Origin of the sequence: Flavobacterium sp. HSC-61S13 (genome assembly GCF_024171535.1) — a bacterium.
GTDB lineage: Bacteria > Bacteroidota > Bacteroidia > Flavobacteriales > Flavobacteriaceae > Flavobacterium.
The window spans coordinates 57,670-72,767 of the sequence record NZ_JALJZV010000017.1 but is presented as its reverse complement, the minus strand read 5'-3'; the positions used below and the strand labels follow the sequence as shown (position 1 = coordinate 72,767).

General features: G+C 36.7%; 22 protein-coding genes and 2 tRNA genes. 7 read left to right on the top strand and 17 right to left on the bottom strand.

Annotated features, from left to right (window positions below; all coding sequences use genetic code 11):
- Positions 1-86: 86 nt before the first annotated feature.
- Genes murQ through L1275_RS14150 form a run of 4 tightly spaced genes read left to right on the top strand, consistent with a single transcriptional unit; the run spans position 87 to position 2,350 of the window.
- Positions 87-899 carry an N-acetylmuramic acid 6-phosphate etherase gene (murQ, locus tag L1275_RS14165; protein WP_253474724.1) on the top strand — a complete coding sequence of 271 codons (813 nt, stop codon included), beginning with the start codon at positions 87-89 and terminating at the stop codon, positions 897-899.
- A 5-nt stretch (positions 900-904) separates the two neighbouring features.
- Positions 905-1,150, top strand: coding sequence for a DUF6095 family protein (locus L1275_RS14160; protein ID WP_253474721.1), 246 nt, complete (start codon positions 905-907; stop codon positions 1,148-1,150).
- A gap of 26 nt (positions 1,151-1,176) precedes the next feature.
- Positions 1,177-1,551 carry a DNA topoisomerase IV gene (locus L1275_RS14155; protein ID WP_253474718.1) on the top strand — a complete coding sequence of 125 codons (375 nt, stop codon included), beginning with the start codon at positions 1,177-1,179 and terminating at the stop codon, positions 1,549-1,551.
- A 16-nt stretch (positions 1,552-1,567) separates the two neighbouring features.
- Positions 1,568-2,350: a TerC family protein gene (locus L1275_RS14150; protein ID WP_253474715.1), complete on the top strand. Its 783-nt coding sequence runs from the start codon at positions 1,568-1,570 to the stop codon at positions 2,348-2,350.
- Between the two features lie 77 nt (positions 2,351-2,427).
- Here the strand turns inward: L1275_RS14150 and L1275_RS14145 are convergent, their stop codons facing one another.
- Positions 2,428-3,111 (bottom strand): RNA methyltransferase, encoded by a 684-nt coding sequence (locus L1275_RS14145; protein WP_253474712.1) that lies wholly within the window; start codon positions 3,109-3,111, stop codon positions 2,428-2,430.
- Positions 3,112-3,178: 67 nt separating this feature from the next.
- Between L1275_RS14145 and L1275_RS14140 the strand changes: the two genes are divergently transcribed.
- A complete protein-coding gene (locus L1275_RS14140) occupies positions 3,179-3,880 on the top strand; it encodes an NAD-dependent deacylase (RefSeq protein WP_253474709.1) in 702 nt (233 codons plus the stop codon).
- A 900-nt stretch (positions 3,881-4,780) separates the two neighbouring features.
- On the opposite strand, the gene fsa is transcribed toward L1275_RS14140, so the two are convergent.
- Positions 4,781-5,437 carry a fructose-6-phosphate aldolase gene (gene fsa / locus L1275_RS14135; RefSeq protein ID WP_253474706.1) on the bottom strand — a complete coding sequence of 219 codons (657 nt, stop codon included), beginning with the start codon at positions 5,435-5,437 and terminating at the stop codon, positions 4,781-4,783.
- Between the two features lie 67 nt (positions 5,438-5,504).
- Positions 5,505-6,314, bottom strand: coding sequence for an SDR family oxidoreductase (locus L1275_RS14130; RefSeq protein WP_253474703.1), 810 nt, complete (start codon positions 6,312-6,314; stop codon positions 5,505-5,507).
- 215 nt (positions 6,315-6,529) lie between these two features.
- On the opposite strand from L1275_RS14130, the gene L1275_RS14125 reads away from it, so the two are divergent.
- Both L1275_RS14125 and L1275_RS14120 read left to right on the top strand, forming a co-directional pair.
- Positions 6,530-7,549 carry a M28 family metallopeptidase gene (locus L1275_RS14125; RefSeq protein WP_253474700.1) on the top strand — a complete coding sequence of 340 codons (1,020 nt, stop codon included), beginning with the start codon at positions 6,530-6,532 and terminating at the stop codon, positions 7,547-7,549.
- Positions 7,546-7,830, top strand: coding sequence for a hypothetical protein (locus L1275_RS14120; RefSeq protein ID WP_253474697.1), 285 nt, complete (start codon positions 7,546-7,548; stop codon positions 7,828-7,830). The genes L1275_RS14125 and L1275_RS14120 overlap by 4 nt, the downstream gene beginning before the upstream one ends.
- A 45-nt stretch (positions 7,831-7,875) precedes the next feature.
- Here L1275_RS14120 and L1275_RS14115 read toward each other — a convergent pair whose 3' ends face one another.
- The 14 genes from L1275_RS14115 to bshB1 form a co-directional block, all read right to left on the bottom strand.
- Positions 7,876-8,229 carry a hypothetical protein gene (locus L1275_RS14115; RefSeq protein WP_253474695.1) on the bottom strand — a complete coding sequence of 118 codons (354 nt, stop codon included), beginning with the start codon at positions 8,227-8,229 and terminating at the stop codon, positions 7,876-7,878.
- Positions 8,226-8,540 (bottom strand): EndoU domain-containing protein, encoded by a 315-nt coding sequence (locus L1275_RS14110; RefSeq protein ID WP_253474693.1) that lies wholly within the window; start codon positions 8,538-8,540, stop codon positions 8,226-8,228. The genes L1275_RS14115 and L1275_RS14110 overlap by 4 nt, the downstream gene beginning before the upstream one ends.
- Before the next feature lie 124 nt (positions 8,541-8,664).
- Positions 8,665-9,018, bottom strand: a complete 354-nt coding sequence (locus tag L1275_RS14105; RefSeq protein ID WP_253474691.1) for a hypothetical protein — start codon at positions 9,016-9,018, stop codon at positions 8,665-8,667.
- On the bottom strand, positions 9,015-9,410 hold the full coding sequence (locus tag L1275_RS14100; protein WP_253474689.1) for an EndoU domain-containing protein: 396 nt from the start codon (positions 9,408-9,410) through the stop codon (positions 9,015-9,017). The genes L1275_RS14105 and L1275_RS14100 overlap by 4 nt, the downstream gene beginning before the upstream one ends.
- A 41-nt stretch (positions 9,411-9,451) precedes the next feature.
- Complete coding sequence (locus L1275_RS14095) at positions 9,452-9,865, bottom strand: SMI1/KNR4 family protein (protein ID WP_253474687.1); 414 nt, start codon at positions 9,863-9,865, stop codon at positions 9,452-9,454.
- Between the two features lie 6 nt (positions 9,866-9,871).
- Positions 9,872-10,156, bottom strand: coding sequence for an HNH endonuclease (locus L1275_RS14090; RefSeq protein ID WP_253474685.1), 285 nt, complete (start codon positions 10,154-10,156; stop codon positions 9,872-9,874).
- Positions 10,157-10,331: 175 nt separating this feature from the next.
- Positions 10,332-10,661 carry a hypothetical protein gene (locus tag L1275_RS14085; protein ID WP_253474682.1) on the bottom strand — a complete coding sequence of 110 codons (330 nt, stop codon included), beginning with the start codon at positions 10,659-10,661 and terminating at the stop codon, positions 10,332-10,334.
- 4 nt (positions 10,662-10,665) lie between these two features.
- Positions 10,666-11,037, bottom strand: coding sequence for an EndoU domain-containing protein (locus tag L1275_RS14080; RefSeq protein WP_253474679.1), 372 nt, complete (start codon positions 11,035-11,037; stop codon positions 10,666-10,668).
- A 70-nt stretch (positions 11,038-11,107) separates the two neighbouring features.
- On the bottom strand, positions 11,108-11,461 hold the full coding sequence (locus L1275_RS14075; protein WP_253474676.1) for a hypothetical protein: 354 nt from the start codon (positions 11,459-11,461) through the stop codon (positions 11,108-11,110).
- A gap of 16 nt (positions 11,462-11,477) precedes the next feature.
- Positions 11,478-13,037 carry an EndoU domain-containing protein gene (locus L1275_RS14070; protein WP_253474673.1) on the bottom strand — a complete coding sequence of 520 codons (1,560 nt, stop codon included), beginning with the start codon at positions 13,035-13,037 and terminating at the stop codon, positions 11,478-11,480.
- A 392-nt stretch (positions 13,038-13,429) separates the two neighbouring features.
- Positions 13,430-13,984, bottom strand: coding sequence for a pentapeptide repeat-containing protein (locus L1275_RS14065; RefSeq protein ID WP_253474670.1), 555 nt, complete (start codon positions 13,982-13,984; stop codon positions 13,430-13,432).
- Positions 13,985-14,138: 154 nt separating this feature from the next.
- A tRNA-His gene (locus L1275_RS14060) sits at positions 14,139-14,214 on the bottom strand.
- 23 nt (positions 14,215-14,237) lie between these two features.
- Positions 14,238-14,314: transfer RNA gene (locus L1275_RS14055), tRNA-His, on the bottom strand.
- Between the two features lie 67 nt (positions 14,315-14,381).
- Positions 14,382-15,098 carry a bacillithiol biosynthesis deacetylase BshB1 gene (gene bshB1 / locus L1275_RS14050; RefSeq protein ID WP_253474667.1) on the bottom strand — a complete coding sequence of 239 codons (717 nt, stop codon included), beginning with the start codon at positions 15,096-15,098 and terminating at the stop codon, positions 14,382-14,384.

The window sequence follows — 15,098 nt, the reverse complement described above, 5'->3', positions numbered from 1 at the left end:
CTATATTACAATAAGAGGTTTCTTGACAAATAGATTGCAACTCACAAAAAAAATGTAACTTTGTGAGCATCCATTTTTAAGTATCTATGAGTTTTATTAAAACTACCGAGCAGGATTCCGCCTATAATGATTTAGAAAAAATGTCTATTTCAGAAGTATTAAGGCATATCAATACCGAAGACAAAACAGTTCCTTTGGCTGTTGAAAAGGCGTTGCCTCAAATTGAAGCGGTAATCGTTCAAGTAGTTCATTGCCTTAAAAATGGAGGACGTCTTTTTTATATAGGAGCAGGAACTTCGGGGAGAATGGGTATTTTAGATGCCTCCGAATGCCCCCCTACCTTTGGTGTCGATTCCAATGTGGTTATAGGACTTATAGCTGGTGGTGATCAAGCTATTAGAAATGCCGTTGAAAATGCCGAAGATCACCCACAACAAGGATGGTTAGATTTGCAACAGTTTCACATAAACTCCAAAGACATCGTAATTGGTATTGCCGCATCAGGCACTACCCCTTATGTGATCGAAGCATTAAAACAATGTACTAAAAATCAAATCGCCACAGCCTGTATAACATCCAACCAAAATAGCCCCTTAAGCGTCGTTGCCGACTATCCTATAGAGGTTGTTGTAGGTCCTGAATTGATTACTGGAAGCTCCCGCATGAAGGCCGGTACCGCTCAAAAGCTCGTACTTAACATGATCTCAACCACTGCGATGATCCAATTAGGCAAAGTCAAAGGAAATAAAATGGTCGATATGAAAATGACCAATGCAAAATTAATACAACGAGGTATACAAATCATCAGTACCACCTTGAACCTAACTGCAGAAGAAGCCGCCCGCTTGTTAGAGCAACATCAAACCGTAAGAAAGGCTATCGAACAATTCAAATCATAATACCGATGGAAGAAAAAGAAGAACAACAGCAGCACACGAATAGAAAGTTTCTGGTTAAAGGGATCAAATTTCTAGCACTTACACTCCCATTAATGTTTGTAGGACCCGTTGTGATCAATAGTGCTTTTAAAAACCCCAATCACCCTTTTTATTATTTTGTATTAGGACTTGGTATTTTTATGTGCATCACTTCAATGTTTCTTTTTTTTAAGGGTATACAAACCTTAATGAAATCCTTATTTGGCAAATAATTTCAGAATTTAAAACAACATACATCATGAGAATGCTTTTTTTTATACCTTTATCCCTGGTATTGGTGTCTTGTTATCAACAAGAACGCAATTGTAAAGATTTTAAAACAGGAACATTTGTCTTCGAAACAGAAATCGATGGAGTCAAAAAAACCTCGAGATTTGTCAGAAATGACAGTATTGAAATCGAAACATTTGAAGGACAGGTTGATACTTCTAGTATTCGATGGATTAACGATTGTGAATATGTATTGCAAAAAGTTAATCCGAAGAATAGAGCAGAACAGAAAGCCGTTAGCATGAAGATCTTAACCACCGAGGGCAAAACCTATACCTTTGAATACGGTATAGTCGGAGACGCAAAAAAACAACGCGGAGTTATCGAAAAGGTTTCCGAATAATCTATTAAAACTAAATATGGAAGTATTATTATCCGCAGATGCTATTGTAGCATTTTTAACTTTAACATTCCTCGAAATCATTCTTGGAATTGACAACATCATTTTTATTTCCATAGTCACTGGTAAACTTCCGGAAGAACAACGAAAAAAAGCAACCCGTATTGGATTGTTTTTAGCGATGTTTATGCGTATTGGGTTGTTATTTGGAGTCAGCTATCTGATTGCGATGAAACAAACCTTCTTAAGTGTAGATTGGGGATGGTTTAAGGCCGACTTTAACGGACAAGCTATTATTTTACTGGCCGGAGGTATTTTCTTAATTTATAAATCTACCAAGGAAATCCACGAAAAAGTAAACCATATCGAACATCACGATTCCCCTATAGATACTAAAAAATTAATTCATAAGTCTTTTGGAAATATCTTGTTTCAAATTCTGATGATCGACATTATATTCTCTGTAGATAGTATACTTACCGCTGTTGGTATGACCAACGGAGTTGCTGGAGCTCTTTACATTATGATTGCAGCTGTTATTGTATCTGTAGCTGTTATGATGATATTTGCTGTACCAGTAGGTAATTTCGTCAATAGAAATCCATCTATTCAAATCTTAGCACTTTCCTTCTTAATTCTTATTGGTTTTATGCTGACTACCGAAAGTATGCATATTTCTCATGCGGTATTAGCTGGACAAGAAGTCGGAGCTGTCCCAAAAGGGTACCTCTATTTTGCTATTGCTTTTTCACTAGCGGTAGAGTTCATCAACATGAAGCTGCGTAAGAAGAGTTCAAAGTAATATATTAAAAAACAGGGTTGTCTTTTTAGACAACCCTGTTTTTTTTTCGTGATTCGTGAATCAAAAGTCGCAGTAAACTACAGGCCTTGCAATTGTATAAAACGATCGGTAATATTATCAATATCCTTAATTGTTTTTCTGGCCCAATCAATTCTCTTTTCCAACAGCTCTTCCGCTGTTAACTTCCACTCTATTTCAGAATTTCGCAATCGCGTTGTGATATCTTGAATCACTATAGCAGCCGAAACCGAAATATTTAAACTCTCCGTAAATCCAACCATCGGAATTTTAATATAACTGTCCGCTTGATTAATGATCTCATCTGACAAACCAGATCGCTCTGTTCCAAAGAACAAGGCTGCGGGTTTGGATATATCGAAATTTTCTAATAGACTGGAATCCGCATGTGGCGTTGTCGCAACGATCTGATAGCCTTTTGACCGCAAATGATCGATACAATTTTGACTGGAGTTGTGCCTGTGGATATCCACCCACTTCTCTGCTCCCATCGCAATTTCTTTATCGATGGTTTTTCCCATATTTTCCTCGATCACATGCAAATCTTGAAGCCCAAAAACTTCGCAACTTCGCATCACCGCACTCGTATTGTGCAACTGAAACAAATCTTCCGTTACTATAGTAAAATGTTTGGTTCTGTTTTTTAAAACTTCTATAAATCCCGCTTTTCGATTTTCAGTGATAAAATCTTCTAAATAATTTAAGTAGTCTATATTTTGAAATAGTTTGTTGGTAGAAATCATTATTTAGTATTAACTTTCTTGAATCAACAAAGATAACAACACCGTAATCGGTTTACAATAAAAAGACATGGAAAAAAAGTTAGTCGTACTTTCTGGTGCTGGCATGAGTGCCGAGAGCGGTATAAATACCTTTAGAGATGCAGACGGCATTTGGGAAGGACACGATGTTATGGAGGTAGCTTCCCCCGAAGGGTGGAATAAAAACAAGGAACTAGTCTTAGATTTTTACAATCAACGTCGTAAGCAATTATTAGAAGTAAGTCCTAATGAAGGACATCATATCTTAGCTGATTTACAGAATGACTTTAAGATGACTGTCATAACGCAAAATGTCGACGATTTACACGAGCGTGCAGGTAGTCAAAATGTTATTCACTTACACGGCGAACTATTAAAAGTGCGAAGTGTTCGAGATGCCAAATTGACCTTGGATTGGACAACCGATTTAACCAGCCTTGATCGCAATGATCAGGGAGATGCCTTACGCCCAGATATCGTATGGTTTGGAGAAGCCGTCCCAGAATTCGAACGCGCCATAGATTTCGTAAAAGAAGCCGATTTTGTTATTGTCATCGGAACTTCATTACAGGTCTATCCCGCTGCTTCACTAATGGATTATGCACCTGAAGAAGCTGTAGTGTACTATATCGACCCCAAACCTGCACCAATAGCACACAGTTACCAACATCTTAAGATAATCCCTGAAAAAGCTAGTAGAGGTTTAAAAATGATCAAAGAAGAAATCATCAGTTGGGGACAAACACTTTGAGTGAAAGCTAATACGCTGATACGCCGATTCGCCGATGGGCATATAGGCTTTAAATGCTGATAAGTTGAATGACTGTTCCATTTTTACGTGATAAAGCGAATTCGCGTATGTGCAAATGGGCATATAGGCTTTAAATGCTGATACGCCGATTCGCTAATGGGCTTTAAATGCAGATAAGTTGAAAGGCTATTCCATTTTTACGTGATAAAGCGAATTCGCGTATGTGCAAATGGGCATATAGGCTTTAAATGCTGATAAGTTGAAAGGCTGTTCCATTTTTACGTGATAAAGCGAATTCGCGTATGTGCAAATGGGCATATAGGCTTTTAAATGCAAATAAGTTGAAAGGCTGTTCCATTTTTACGTGATAAAGCGAATTCGCGTATGTGCAAATGGGCATATAGGCTTTAAATGCTGATAAGTTGAAAGGTTATTCCATTTTTACGTGATAAAGCGAATTCGCGTATGTGCAAATGGGCATATAGGCTTTAAATGCTGATAAGTTGAAAGGCTGTTCCCTTTTTACGTGATAAAGCGAATTCGCGTATGTGCAAATGGGCATATAGGCTTTAAATGCTGATAAGTTGAAAGGTTATTCCATTTTTACGTGATAAAGCGAATTCGCGTATGTGCAAATGGGCATATAGGCTTTGATATGGGAATAAGCAAATAGTAAAGAAAACTTAATTCGATATAAGAATGATAAATCTATCGAAACTCACGACTCTCGATTTACGATTTCACTCTTTTTACTGAGTAAGTGGAGAATTGCCCAAATACCCCAAGTAGAGGTATTTGGAAAATTCTATATATTATTTTTAAAATGTAAGCATCATCGCTACGAATTACGACGAATTACGACGAATTACGACTCACGACTCACGAATTACGAATTACGAATTAACTATTCCCCTTTTGGTAATCCAATAAAAACTGCGCGAGTCCGCTATCGGTCAACGGGTGTTTTAACAAGCCTAAAATAGCCGACAAAGGTCCTGTCATAACATCTGCTCCAATTTTGGCACAATTCACAATATGCATCGTATGACGTACAGATGCAGCTAATATTTGAGTTTGGAAACCATAATTATCATAAATCTGACGTATTTCTTGAATTAGAATTAACCCATCTGTCGAAATATCGTCTAATCTTCCAATAAATGGCGAGACATAGGTTGCTCCAGCTTTTGCAGCTAAAAGTGCTTGTCCTGCTGAGAAAACCAAAGTCACATTCGTTTTAATACCCTTGGATGAAAAATATTTACAAGCTTTAATTCCGTCTTGTGTCATTGGTAATTTCACTACAATTTGATCGTGTAATTTTGCCAATTCTTCACCTTGTGCCACCATACCTTCATAGTCCGTAGCAATCACTTCAGCACTCACATCTCCATCTACTAAACTACAGATTGTCGAATAGTGATTCAGGATATTTGCCGCGCCGGTAATTCCTTCCTTGGCCATTAACGATGGATTTGTCGTTACTCCATCCAATACGCCTAAAGCCTGAGCTTCTTTAATTTGTTCTAAATTGGCGGTGTCAATAAAAAATTTCATAAATAGGATTTATTAGTTGAGTTATAATTTTTCAAAAATACAATTTATACCAGTATAATAGAGGGTGTTATTCTTTAATTTTATAGTGATTCATCAATAACTTTTCATACGTTTTATCTGGAAGTACCCGTTTTAAAACGATGGAAAACTTCTGCATAAATGCACCGACTTTATAATGAATTTTCGGTTTTGGATTTAAAATGATTGAATAAATAGCATCAGCCATTTGTTGCGGATTGCTACCTGAATCCACGTGCTGATCCATCATACTCAAAGTAGCTCCATAAACCTCTTTATACGGGGAGTTTTCGAGCAAAGGAGCATGATATCGACCTGAAGCAATATTCGTCGCAAAATCACCCGGAGCGACATTGGTGATCTGAATACCAAACGGTTTTACTTCCATCCTCAAAGCTTCGGTTATAATTTCCAAAGCACCCTTAGATGCAGAATAAACACTGCGAAAAGGCAATCCCATATAACCCGCTATCGAAGTAATGTTGATGATCAATCCCTTGTTTTGATCGCGCATACTTGGCAAAACCGCTTTCATCACTTCAATTGGCCCAAACAGGTTGGTGCTAAAATTGTTTACTATTTCTTCAGTTGGAATTTCTTCCAAAGCTCCTGTTATACCGACACCGGCATTATTGATTAAAATATCGATGTGCCCGGTCTGTTTCAAAACTTCCTCCACTCCACGTTTTATCGATGCCGAATCTCGAACATCCATAGCCACTAATGGAAATGCCGAATTGTTGATCTTATCGGGATTTCTACTGGTTCCAAAAACAATAAAACCCTTCGTTTGAAGAAATTCACCTACGGACTTACCAATACCTGATGATCCTCCAGTAATCAATACAACTTGACTCATATAACTAATTTAAAAAACAAAGATAATAGGATTAACTACAATTTTCGATGAAATAGAAACAATCCTTTATTTAGGTTGTTTATATTTACAGCGACAATAGATTTTTTGGAAGTCAGCATCGTAGTTGACTACAATAAGCCCTTTTGGTTTTAGGCACCAATTGAAAGAACATTTGGATTGCCCAATCACTTGAATAGAAGATTAAAGATAGCTTTATGAAATTTAATAAATACATTTTGATTGCTGTAGTTGCTTTAGGGATTATAGGAACGACCCAGGCACAACACAAAAAACAGCATAATTTTGAGTTTTTCTACAATGAAATCAATCGCGATACACTGAGTAAAAATCTAATGATGCTTGCGTCAAATGAATTTGAAGGACGAAAAACTGGTGAAATCGGTCAAAAGAAAGCGGCGGCTTTCCTGGTAAAGCAATATCAGAACTATAAAATTTCAGCACCGAAAAAGGCAAAAAACCATTTGCAAACGGTTCCTGCCTCATTTATGGACAAAGGTTATGGCCCGGTGTTAAAGGAGAGTGAAAATGTAGTTGCCTATATTAAAGGCAGTGAATATCCCGACGAAACCTTAGTAATTTCTGCGCATTACGATCATATGGGTTTCCAAAACGGACAGATTTTTTATGGTGCTGACGACAATGCCTCAGGAACAGCAGGTGTTTTGGAAATTGCGAGACTTTTTAAAGAAGCTGCAAAAAAGGGATTGGGACCAAAACGATCTATATTATTTTTACACTTTACTGGAGAAGAATTTGGACTCTATGGATCTAAATATTATGTCGAAAACCCCTTGTATCCGTTGGAAAAAACCATAGCCGATTTGAATATCGATATGATTGGCCGCCGTAGTGATGCCTATCTTGAAACAGGAAATTACATTTATCTAGTGGGATCTGATCGCTTGAGTAAGGAATTGCATGAAGTTTCAGAAAATGCCAACAACCAATACGCCCAACTGACTTTAGACTATAAATACAACGTCATTGGTGAACCCGAGCAAATTTATTTTAGATCCGATCACTACAATTTTGTAAAAAAGGGAATTCCCGCAATTTTCTATTATAACGGTTCCCATGAAGATTACCATAAATCTACCGACACCGCAGATAAAATTGACTATGACTTATTAAAAAAACGGGTACAACTGATCTTTGCTACAGCTTGGGAGTTGGCCAATAGAAAGGAACGTATTACGCTTAATCCACAATCATGAACAAGACAATCCTTTTTGATAAAACCATTTTTTATATCAGTCTGATCATGTTGTTATTATGGGTTTTGCGAGCCACACTGTTGCAACAATTGTATCACGATAACGCATTGAGTCACTGGGCAGAGAAACTTTTTATACCCATGGTAGTTTTGTTGTTTTTAATGCCGTGTTTAATCGTTTTCAGGACTTATAAAAATCGAATATCGATCGCATCCTATCTATTTGCCGCTTTGATGTTGAATGGACTAACCCTATTAACCGTTTTTTTGTCAAATAGGTAAACCGTCGAGTGGAATGCGAATGGTTTTTAGTGCCTTTTTGTTTGCTTAACTGTTCTCTGCTACAAATGCTTTAAACTGCTCCATAAAATCAATAAACTGTTTAAAAGACCAAATGAGATCCGCCTCTTCTTGTTCGGAATACGCATCAAAAAAATAAACTTCATCACTATAAATATAAATAACTAAATCACTGCCTTCAACTTGATATTTATACATTTCATCCTTAACTAAATCTTTTGACTTATCGATTATTTTTTGTATTTCTGCTGAAGTCCAACCCCACCAATTCATACCGTTTAAAGCCCATTCATCGGATGCCAAAGCATCTAGATTAAGACCATAATACTTAATAGGAATGTTTTTTTGATCATACGGATTTAACGAAAATTTGTATTTCATACTTTCTTATATTTTAATAATGGATACGCACTAGTTATATTTCCTAATTGATTTACTTCTACTTGAATAACAAACTTACCGTCAGAAGTAAGAAAACGAAATATATTATTATCAAATTCAAACTTAATTGTTGCCTTGATCATTTCATCATAGACCAAAGCGATTTCTTGTTTTACTCGAGTAATATCCCAATTTATCGGAAACATTGTCGATTTGGCCTCTTTATCTATCCATTGACCCAATCTGCCTTGAATCCGATAACGTACCGAAATCAACGCATCAAAAGGCATATCATCCAACGGTTTGGTCAAGTATTTTCGAATTTAAACTGTGAAGCCAATAGCTCCCAAAAGAATTTTCCCCATTAAAGCCACAAGAGTGGCTTTAATGGGGAAAATCCACTAACAATTAATTCGTACCAACAAATCATTCGTCTCAACTGTTCTCTGCTACGAATGCTTTAAACTGCTCCATAAAATCAATAAACTTTTCAAAAGTCCAAATAAGATCGGCTTCTTCTTGTTCGGAATACGCATCAAAAAAGTGAACTTCATCTATATATACATATATAATCAAATCGCTACCTTCTACCTGATACTCGAAAATTTGATCATCTATTAAATACTTCGCTTTATCGATAATTCTTTGTATTTCTTCTGGGGTCCAATCCCACCAACTCATACCTCTTAAGGCCCATTCATCTGATGCCAATGCATCTAGATTAAGACCATAATACTTAATAGGAATATTTTTTTGTTCATACGGATTTAACGAAAATTTATATTTCATCTTTTTCTTTGTTTTATTAATGGAAATGCATTAGTTATATTTCCCGATTGATCTGTTTTTATTTGAATAACAAACGCACCATTGGAAGATGGAAATGAAAAATCACTTATACCATTTTTAAGTTGACTTTTGTACTTCATCATTTCATCATAGACCAAAGCGATTTCTTGTTTTACTCGAGTAATATCCCAATTTATCGGAAACATTGTCGATTTAGCCTCTTTATTTATCCATTGACCAAGCCTACCTTGAACGCGGTAGCGCACCGAAATCAACGCATCAAATGGCATATCGTCCACCGGTTTGGTCAAGTATTTTCGAATTTTAACTGTAAAGCCAATAGCTTCGTGATTGTGTCCACCAGCTCTTCTGAGGACAAAACATGCTCTCAAAAAACAAAATTTTCACTTAATGCATATTAGCAACTTCCAAACTACAATTCGTCTATATTCTCAACTCCTAGTAGTTCTTCAAGTGCTTTGGCTAGAACTTCTGGTTCTTGCTCCGTATCAAAATAAAACTGCACTATCTCACCATAGTGCTCTCCAATATTTAAGTTTATAGTGATCGGATTATCAGACCAGTCTAGCGCAATTGGTAGAAAATTGAAGGGGATATTACTTTCTAAAATTTGATGCATTTTAACCATATCTTGTACTGTCTGCTCACCATATCTTATACTTAGTAATACATCAATGAAGCTCGAGTCTTCTGTCAATCCTCCGTTAAATTTTAAAATTAATCTTTTGTAATTTTCTAGTAAAATCACACCTATTTCACTTTCAATATCTTTGATATCTTGCCAATTAATACCTTTTTCTACATTTTCAAATTTTATTGCTTTCATGTTTACCTAATATTTTTCTACTTTCAGAATTTTTTTGAATAATTCAACACTACCATAATGTGGCACCGCCGCTCTGTGAACTTTTTTTATTACTAATTGCATCGTACAAGTATTAATTAATGGATTATAATCATCTAAATGATGCCATGTATACATACCATCTTTTTTTATTCCTGAAAGCTCGTATGCCAATTTATTATCATTCTTTCTACTCCCCGTCATTTTTATTTTCACGATGTTTTTTTGGTTTGCTGCTACCGGATATAAATACGGCGTACCTTCAAAATCCACACTTAAACCGTTTTTTGATTTGGGCAATATAATGCCCAAATCTTGCAATGCCCTTTTATTAGGATTAAATAATCTAGAAGAATATTTGTTTTTTAGGGCGTATATAATTTGTCGTATCCTTCTTTCGCTTTCAAAAATATTTAAAGCGTTTTTTTGAATGCGAATTTTTCATTATCTAACTGTTCTCTACTACGAATACTTTAAAATCATTTAGAAAACCTAAAAACACATCATGTGATAATACTAAATCGACTTCTTTTTTGACACTCTTTAGATCAAAAAATTGCACACCATAACTATTACTATAAATGTATAAATCATCCCCCTCTGTCTGAAATTTAAAATCATTAAAAGTATCTTTAGTTGATCCAATACCTTCAATAATACCTTCAATAATTATAGAAGTCCAATAGTACCCAGTTAGTAGATCTAAAATCAGAAATTCAGAATTAACTTCATACATTGTAATTCCTTCCCAATCATATTTTTTAAATATATAAGTCATTTTTTCATTTTTTAATTAATGGATACGAATCCAAAATATTTTTATTTCTGTCAACTTGTATCAAAATATCAAAATCACTTGTACATTTCCCTTTGTAATTTTGAATATTTCGTTCTAAAGTTTTAATATCAAGACCTTTATATTTAGCTACAGCATTTTCATAAACAAAAGCAACTTCTTGTTGAATTCTTTCCAAATCCCAATTTTTAGGAAACATCATCGATTTGGCCTCTTTATCTATCCATTGACCCAATCTGCCTTGAATCCGATACCGTACCGAAATCAACGCATCAAAAGGCATATCGTCTACCGGTTTGGTCAAGTATTTTCGAATTTTAACTGTGACGCCAATAGCTCCCAAAAGAATTTTCCCCATTAAAGCCACTGTTGTGGCTTTAATGGGGAAAATCCACTAACAATTAATTCATCCCAACAAATCATTCGTCTCAACCGTTCTCTGCTACAAATGCTTTGAACTGCTCCATAAAATCAATAAACTGCTCAAAAGACCAAATGAGATCCGCCTCTTCTTGTTCGCTACGCATATCATAAAAACAAACTCGTTCTCGTTTTATATAAAGAATTAAATCACTGCCTTCTACCTGATACTCATAGTTTTGATTATCGACTAAACTCATTGACTTATCAATTATTTTTTGAATTTCTTCCACAGTCCAGCCCCACCAATTTATACCGTTTAATGCCCAAGTTTCATCGGTAAGTGAGTCTATCTCAATTCCGTAAAACTTAAATGTCATATCTTTTTGCCCATAGGGGTCTAACGAAAATTTATAGTCCATGTTATTAACTTTTAAATTATAATATTGGAAAAGCATTAGTTATGTTTCCTAATTGATCAACTTCTATTTGAATCCTGAATTTTCCATTTGGGGCAGGAAACTGAAATTTATTATTCGCACTTTTAAGTTTAATATTAACCTTGATCATTTCATCATACACCAAAGCAATTTCTTGTTTTACTCGAGTAATATCCCAATTTATCGGAAACATTGTCGATTTGGCCTCTTTATCTATCCATTGCCCCAATCTGCCTTGAACGCGGTAGCGTACCGAAATCAACGCATCAAAAGGCATGTCGTCTACCGGTTTGGTCAAGTATTTTCGAATTTTAACTGTAAAGCCAATAACTTCGTGATTATGTCCACCAGCACCTTTCAAAATAAAAATTTTATCGAAAATTTTTATTTTAAATTCCCCATCAAAATGATTGTGAAACTTCAGGTCAAATTTACTTTTCCACTTCTCCAAGGCTCTAACACGTCTATAGGCATTGTCCAATAGATAGGCCAATCTTTCTCCCTTAGCCTTCCACAACTCGCTTAAACTTTTGCGTACTGCTCTGGCTTCGCCACTGGCGAGAATCTCCCCTTTGTGTAGGACTACTATTCCGGATTTGGTCGTTTTACCCACCGTCATTTCACCTTTTACAAACAAGACGCCCTGTTGTTGCAAACGCGTCGCGTCGCGTATTTTAATGATCGATAACGAGGCTTGATAAACCCCATAACCGTCATCGATGATTTGCAGGCTGCTTTTAGTAAAATTAGCAATATTTTTTTCAAAAACCATTTTCAAAAGGCTGGCCCTCAAAAAGTTTTTGGTGGCAGGAGTAGTAGCTTTAGACAGCAGTTTGGCACCGGTATTAAAGGTGTTGTTGACCAATGCCACTGCCGAACGCGCCATTAAAGGTGCCGAGGTACCCATCAACAGCAAGGGTTGTATCGCATTCCAATTGCGCAAAAACTCCTGTCCCTCTTGGGTTTTCATCAGCTCATCTTCGGCAATCACCACCAAAATATCGGTGGTAGCCAAGCTGATATCAGCCACTGCCACTGCCAACAGCAACGCATTACTCGTACCCAAACTAGCCACTCCCAATACAATCGCCAAGAGGTTGCCTCCCATGCGCAGTCCAAGTATCACGTCTTTCCAGACGCCTTCGTCCGCCATGGCTTTGACATAAATGGCGGGAACGGTATATATCACTTGGTCCTGGGCATCCATATCGATTAAGAAAACCGCTTCTAGAGGATGGTGGTAGCCTCCCGAATCGCTTTCAATAAAATACGAGGTATCCACTTCTTTACCCGGACTTAAACGCGGAATATCGTCGGGATATCGCTCCAATTTTTGATCTTGTTTCCGCTGCATTTGCTGTAAAAAGAAACGGTCTTTGACGTCCGAATCCAATGGATAAATACGGCTGTAAACCTTATAATCCCGACCTATTCTATAAACGGCTCCACTGCTTTTAACCCCTTGGTACGTATGTGAACTGCACAAAACCAACATCAAATCGGCCAACAGTTGGCGGTTCTTCTCAGTGACCTCTTCTACCGTTGAAACACCATCCATCGAAAGAGCGTCATAGAATTTGCGTTCTTCATCATTTTTTTTTTTAGTGATTATGCTCTATAAAAATAAAAAACGAAAGTTTTTATACAAATAATTTGATGTTAAAAAATGAAATTTAACTATATTGTAATTATAAAAAAGACGAAAAAATAAATTTTAATACAATAAAAACAAAGTAAAACTGCATTAAAAACAATACGAACTCTAGCGGTTCAGTATATTAAAAGAATAGAAAAACAGTTTTAAACGATAAACCCACACTAAAAACTTAGTATGGGTTTACCGTTTGCGTATTACAGCCCTAACAAAGTTTGTTAGGCACTCTAGATATAGTGTAGAAGCATTTTACAGTCAATCGTTGCAGTTTTACTCAGTGATATGTTTTGCGTGTTTTACTCAATTTGAATTTGGTAGTGCTGTACCAAACCCATCAAATTATTTTGATTGAATTTGGCCTTTCTAATCATATTAGATTCTGGTCGAATAGCAAAATTTCTCGCTGTTCTAAAGTCCGCCTGAGTCAGATTAGTAGCATCAAATACGGCACGGTTTAAGTCGGAGCCATCAAACGACGCTTGAGTTAGATCGCATTGCGAAAAATCGACATCTTGTATTTCGCAGCTTCTAAAAATCGTTTTCTTAATTTTTAAACCGTTGAAAATACAGAATTGCAGGTTGCAGTTTAGAAAATGAAATTGCATCAAAAATCCATTGACTTTAGAAAAATCGATTCCCATCAGCTTGCAATCGACAAATTCCACATCGCGAAACGAGGTTTGATTGAATTGACCCAAACTCAGATTACAGTTTCTAAAAGTGCAATTCTCAAATTCAAATTGACCGAAATTAAACCGATTGAAATCACAATTTTCAAAAGTACATTCGAAGTATTCTGCCTGTTCTAAAGTATTTAACTGAGTGTATTCTTGATTTTCGATTAATTTCATGATATGTTATTGAGAATGGTCGTTGATTTACGTTTTAAAAAGCGTGGCTAAGATAAGTTATTTATTGGTCTTTTCGCTGCTTTATCACTGATCAAATCCCGAGTTGTTGCCACAAAAAAAGCCTGTTATCCTAAGATAACAGGCTGCTGTTTCTGGGTGAATGAGGGGTCTCGAACCCCCGACCTTCGGAACCACAATCCGACGCTCTAACCAACTGAGCTACAATCACCGTGTAAAACTTAAATCCTGCGATTGGGGTGAATGAGGGGTCTCGAACCCCCGACCTTCGGAACCACAATCCGACGCTCTAACCAACTGAGCTACAATCACCGTCTATTGTTTTACGAGTGCAAATATAGCCATATTTCCTTTGCCTCCAAAGGTTTTTTGATAAAAATCATATCAAATTATCTAAACTATTGACAGCCAAATACCTCTCCACAGTAAAACCTTCTGCAAAATCAGTCCCAATCAATCTTCCGAGGTCCTGAGCGCGATACGTAATGCTATCCAAGAAGTTTTTTGACGTAATCGGCGTGATGGGCTCTTGAGAACCTGGCTCATAAAACTGCGAGCTATAGGCCAAAACAGCCTCGATTTTTGAATCGATAAATCCGGTGACATCAACTACAAAATCCGGCTCTATGTTTTTCCATTGAATATAGTGATACACTACTTTCGGACGCCAAGCATCTTGTGGTATACCGTCGATAGTGGTTTCTATACGTCGAAGTCCCGACAAAAAAGCAGCCTCAGAGACCAACTTACTCGCCTTTCCATGGTCGATATGACGGTCGTCAATCGCATTGCACAAAACGATTTCTGGACGGTATTTTCGGATCATTTTAATCACTTCGAGTTGATGATACTCATCATTGGTGAAAAAGCCGTCGCGAAAGCGAAGGTTTTCACGTGCAGTGATCCCCAATATTTTTGCCGCAGCAGCAGCTTCTTGGTCTCTGATCTCTGCAGAACCTCGAGTACCCAATTCACCGCGCGTTAAGTCGATAATCCCCACTTTCTTGCTCAAAGAAATCTCTTTGGCCAAAGTGGCTCCGCAACCCAATTCAACATCATCTGGATGCGCTCCAAATGCCAATATATCTAATTTCAT

What these genes read in the sequence shown, in the direction of transcription:
- murQ (WP_253474724.1), top strand. Translation starts at nt 87, where the DNA reads ATGAGTTTTATTAAAACTACCGAGCAGGATTCCGCCTATAATGATTTA.
- L1275_RS14160 (WP_253474721.1), top strand. Translation starts at nt 905, where the DNA reads ATGGAAGAAAAAGAAGAACAACAGCAGCACACGAATAGAAAGTTTCTG.
- L1275_RS14155 (WP_253474718.1), top strand. Translation starts at nt 1,177, where the DNA reads ATGAGAATGCTTTTTTTTATACCTTTATCCCTGGTATTGGTGTCTTGT.
- L1275_RS14150 (WP_253474715.1), top strand. Translation starts at nt 1,568, where the DNA reads ATGGAAGTATTATTATCCGCAGATGCTATTGTAGCATTTTTAACTTTA.
- L1275_RS14145 (WP_253474712.1), bottom strand. Translation starts at nt 3,111, where the DNA reads ATGATTTCTACCAACAAACTATTTCAAAATATAGACTACTTAAATTAT.
- L1275_RS14140 (WP_253474709.1), top strand. Translation starts at nt 3,179, where the DNA reads ATGGAAAAAAAGTTAGTCGTACTTTCTGGTGCTGGCATGAGTGCCGAG.
- fsa (WP_253474706.1), bottom strand. Translation starts at nt 5,437, where the DNA reads ATGAAATTTTTTATTGACACCGCCAATTTAGAACAAATTAAAGAAGCT.
- L1275_RS14130 (WP_253474703.1), bottom strand. Translation starts at nt 6,314, where the DNA reads ATGAGTCAAGTTGTATTGATTACTGGAGGATCATCAGGTATTGGTAAG.
- L1275_RS14125 (WP_253474700.1), top strand. Translation starts at nt 6,530, where the DNA reads ATGAAATTTAATAAATACATTTTGATTGCTGTAGTTGCTTTAGGGATT.
- L1275_RS14120 (WP_253474697.1), top strand. Translation starts at nt 7,546, where the DNA reads ATGAACAAGACAATCCTTTTTGATAAAACCATTTTTTATATCAGTCTG.
- L1275_RS14115 (WP_253474695.1), bottom strand. Translation starts at nt 8,229, where the DNA reads ATGAAATACAAATTTTCGTTAAATCCGTATGATCAAAAAAACATTCCT.
- L1275_RS14105 (WP_253474691.1), bottom strand. Translation starts at nt 9,018, where the DNA reads ATGAAATATAAATTTTCGTTAAATCCGTATGAACAAAAAAATATTCCT.
- L1275_RS14095 (WP_253474687.1), bottom strand. Translation starts at nt 9,865, where the DNA reads ATGAAAGCAATAAAATTTGAAAATGTAGAAAAAGGTATTAATTGGCAA.
- L1275_RS14085 (WP_253474682.1), bottom strand. Translation starts at nt 10,661, where the DNA reads ATGACTTATATATTTAAAAAATATGATTGGGAAGGAATTACAATGTAT.
- L1275_RS14080 (WP_253474679.1), bottom strand. Translation starts at nt 11,037, where the DNA reads ATGGGGAAAATTCTTTTGGGAGCTATTGGCGTCACAGTTAAAATTCGA.
- L1275_RS14075 (WP_253474676.1), bottom strand. Translation starts at nt 11,461, where the DNA reads ATGGACTATAAATTTTCGTTAGACCCCTATGGGCAAAAAGATATGACA.
- L1275_RS14070 (WP_253474673.1), bottom strand. Translation starts at nt 13,037, where the DNA reads ATGGATGGTGTTTCAACGGTAGAAGAGGTCACTGAGAAGAACCGCCAA.
- L1275_RS14065 (WP_253474670.1), bottom strand. Translation starts at nt 13,984, where the DNA reads ATGAAATTAATCGAAAATCAAGAATACACTCAGTTAAATACTTTAGAA.
- bshB1 (WP_253474667.1), bottom strand. Translation starts at nt 15,098, where the DNA reads ATGAAATTAGATATATTGGCATTTGGAGCGCATCCAGATGATGTTGAA.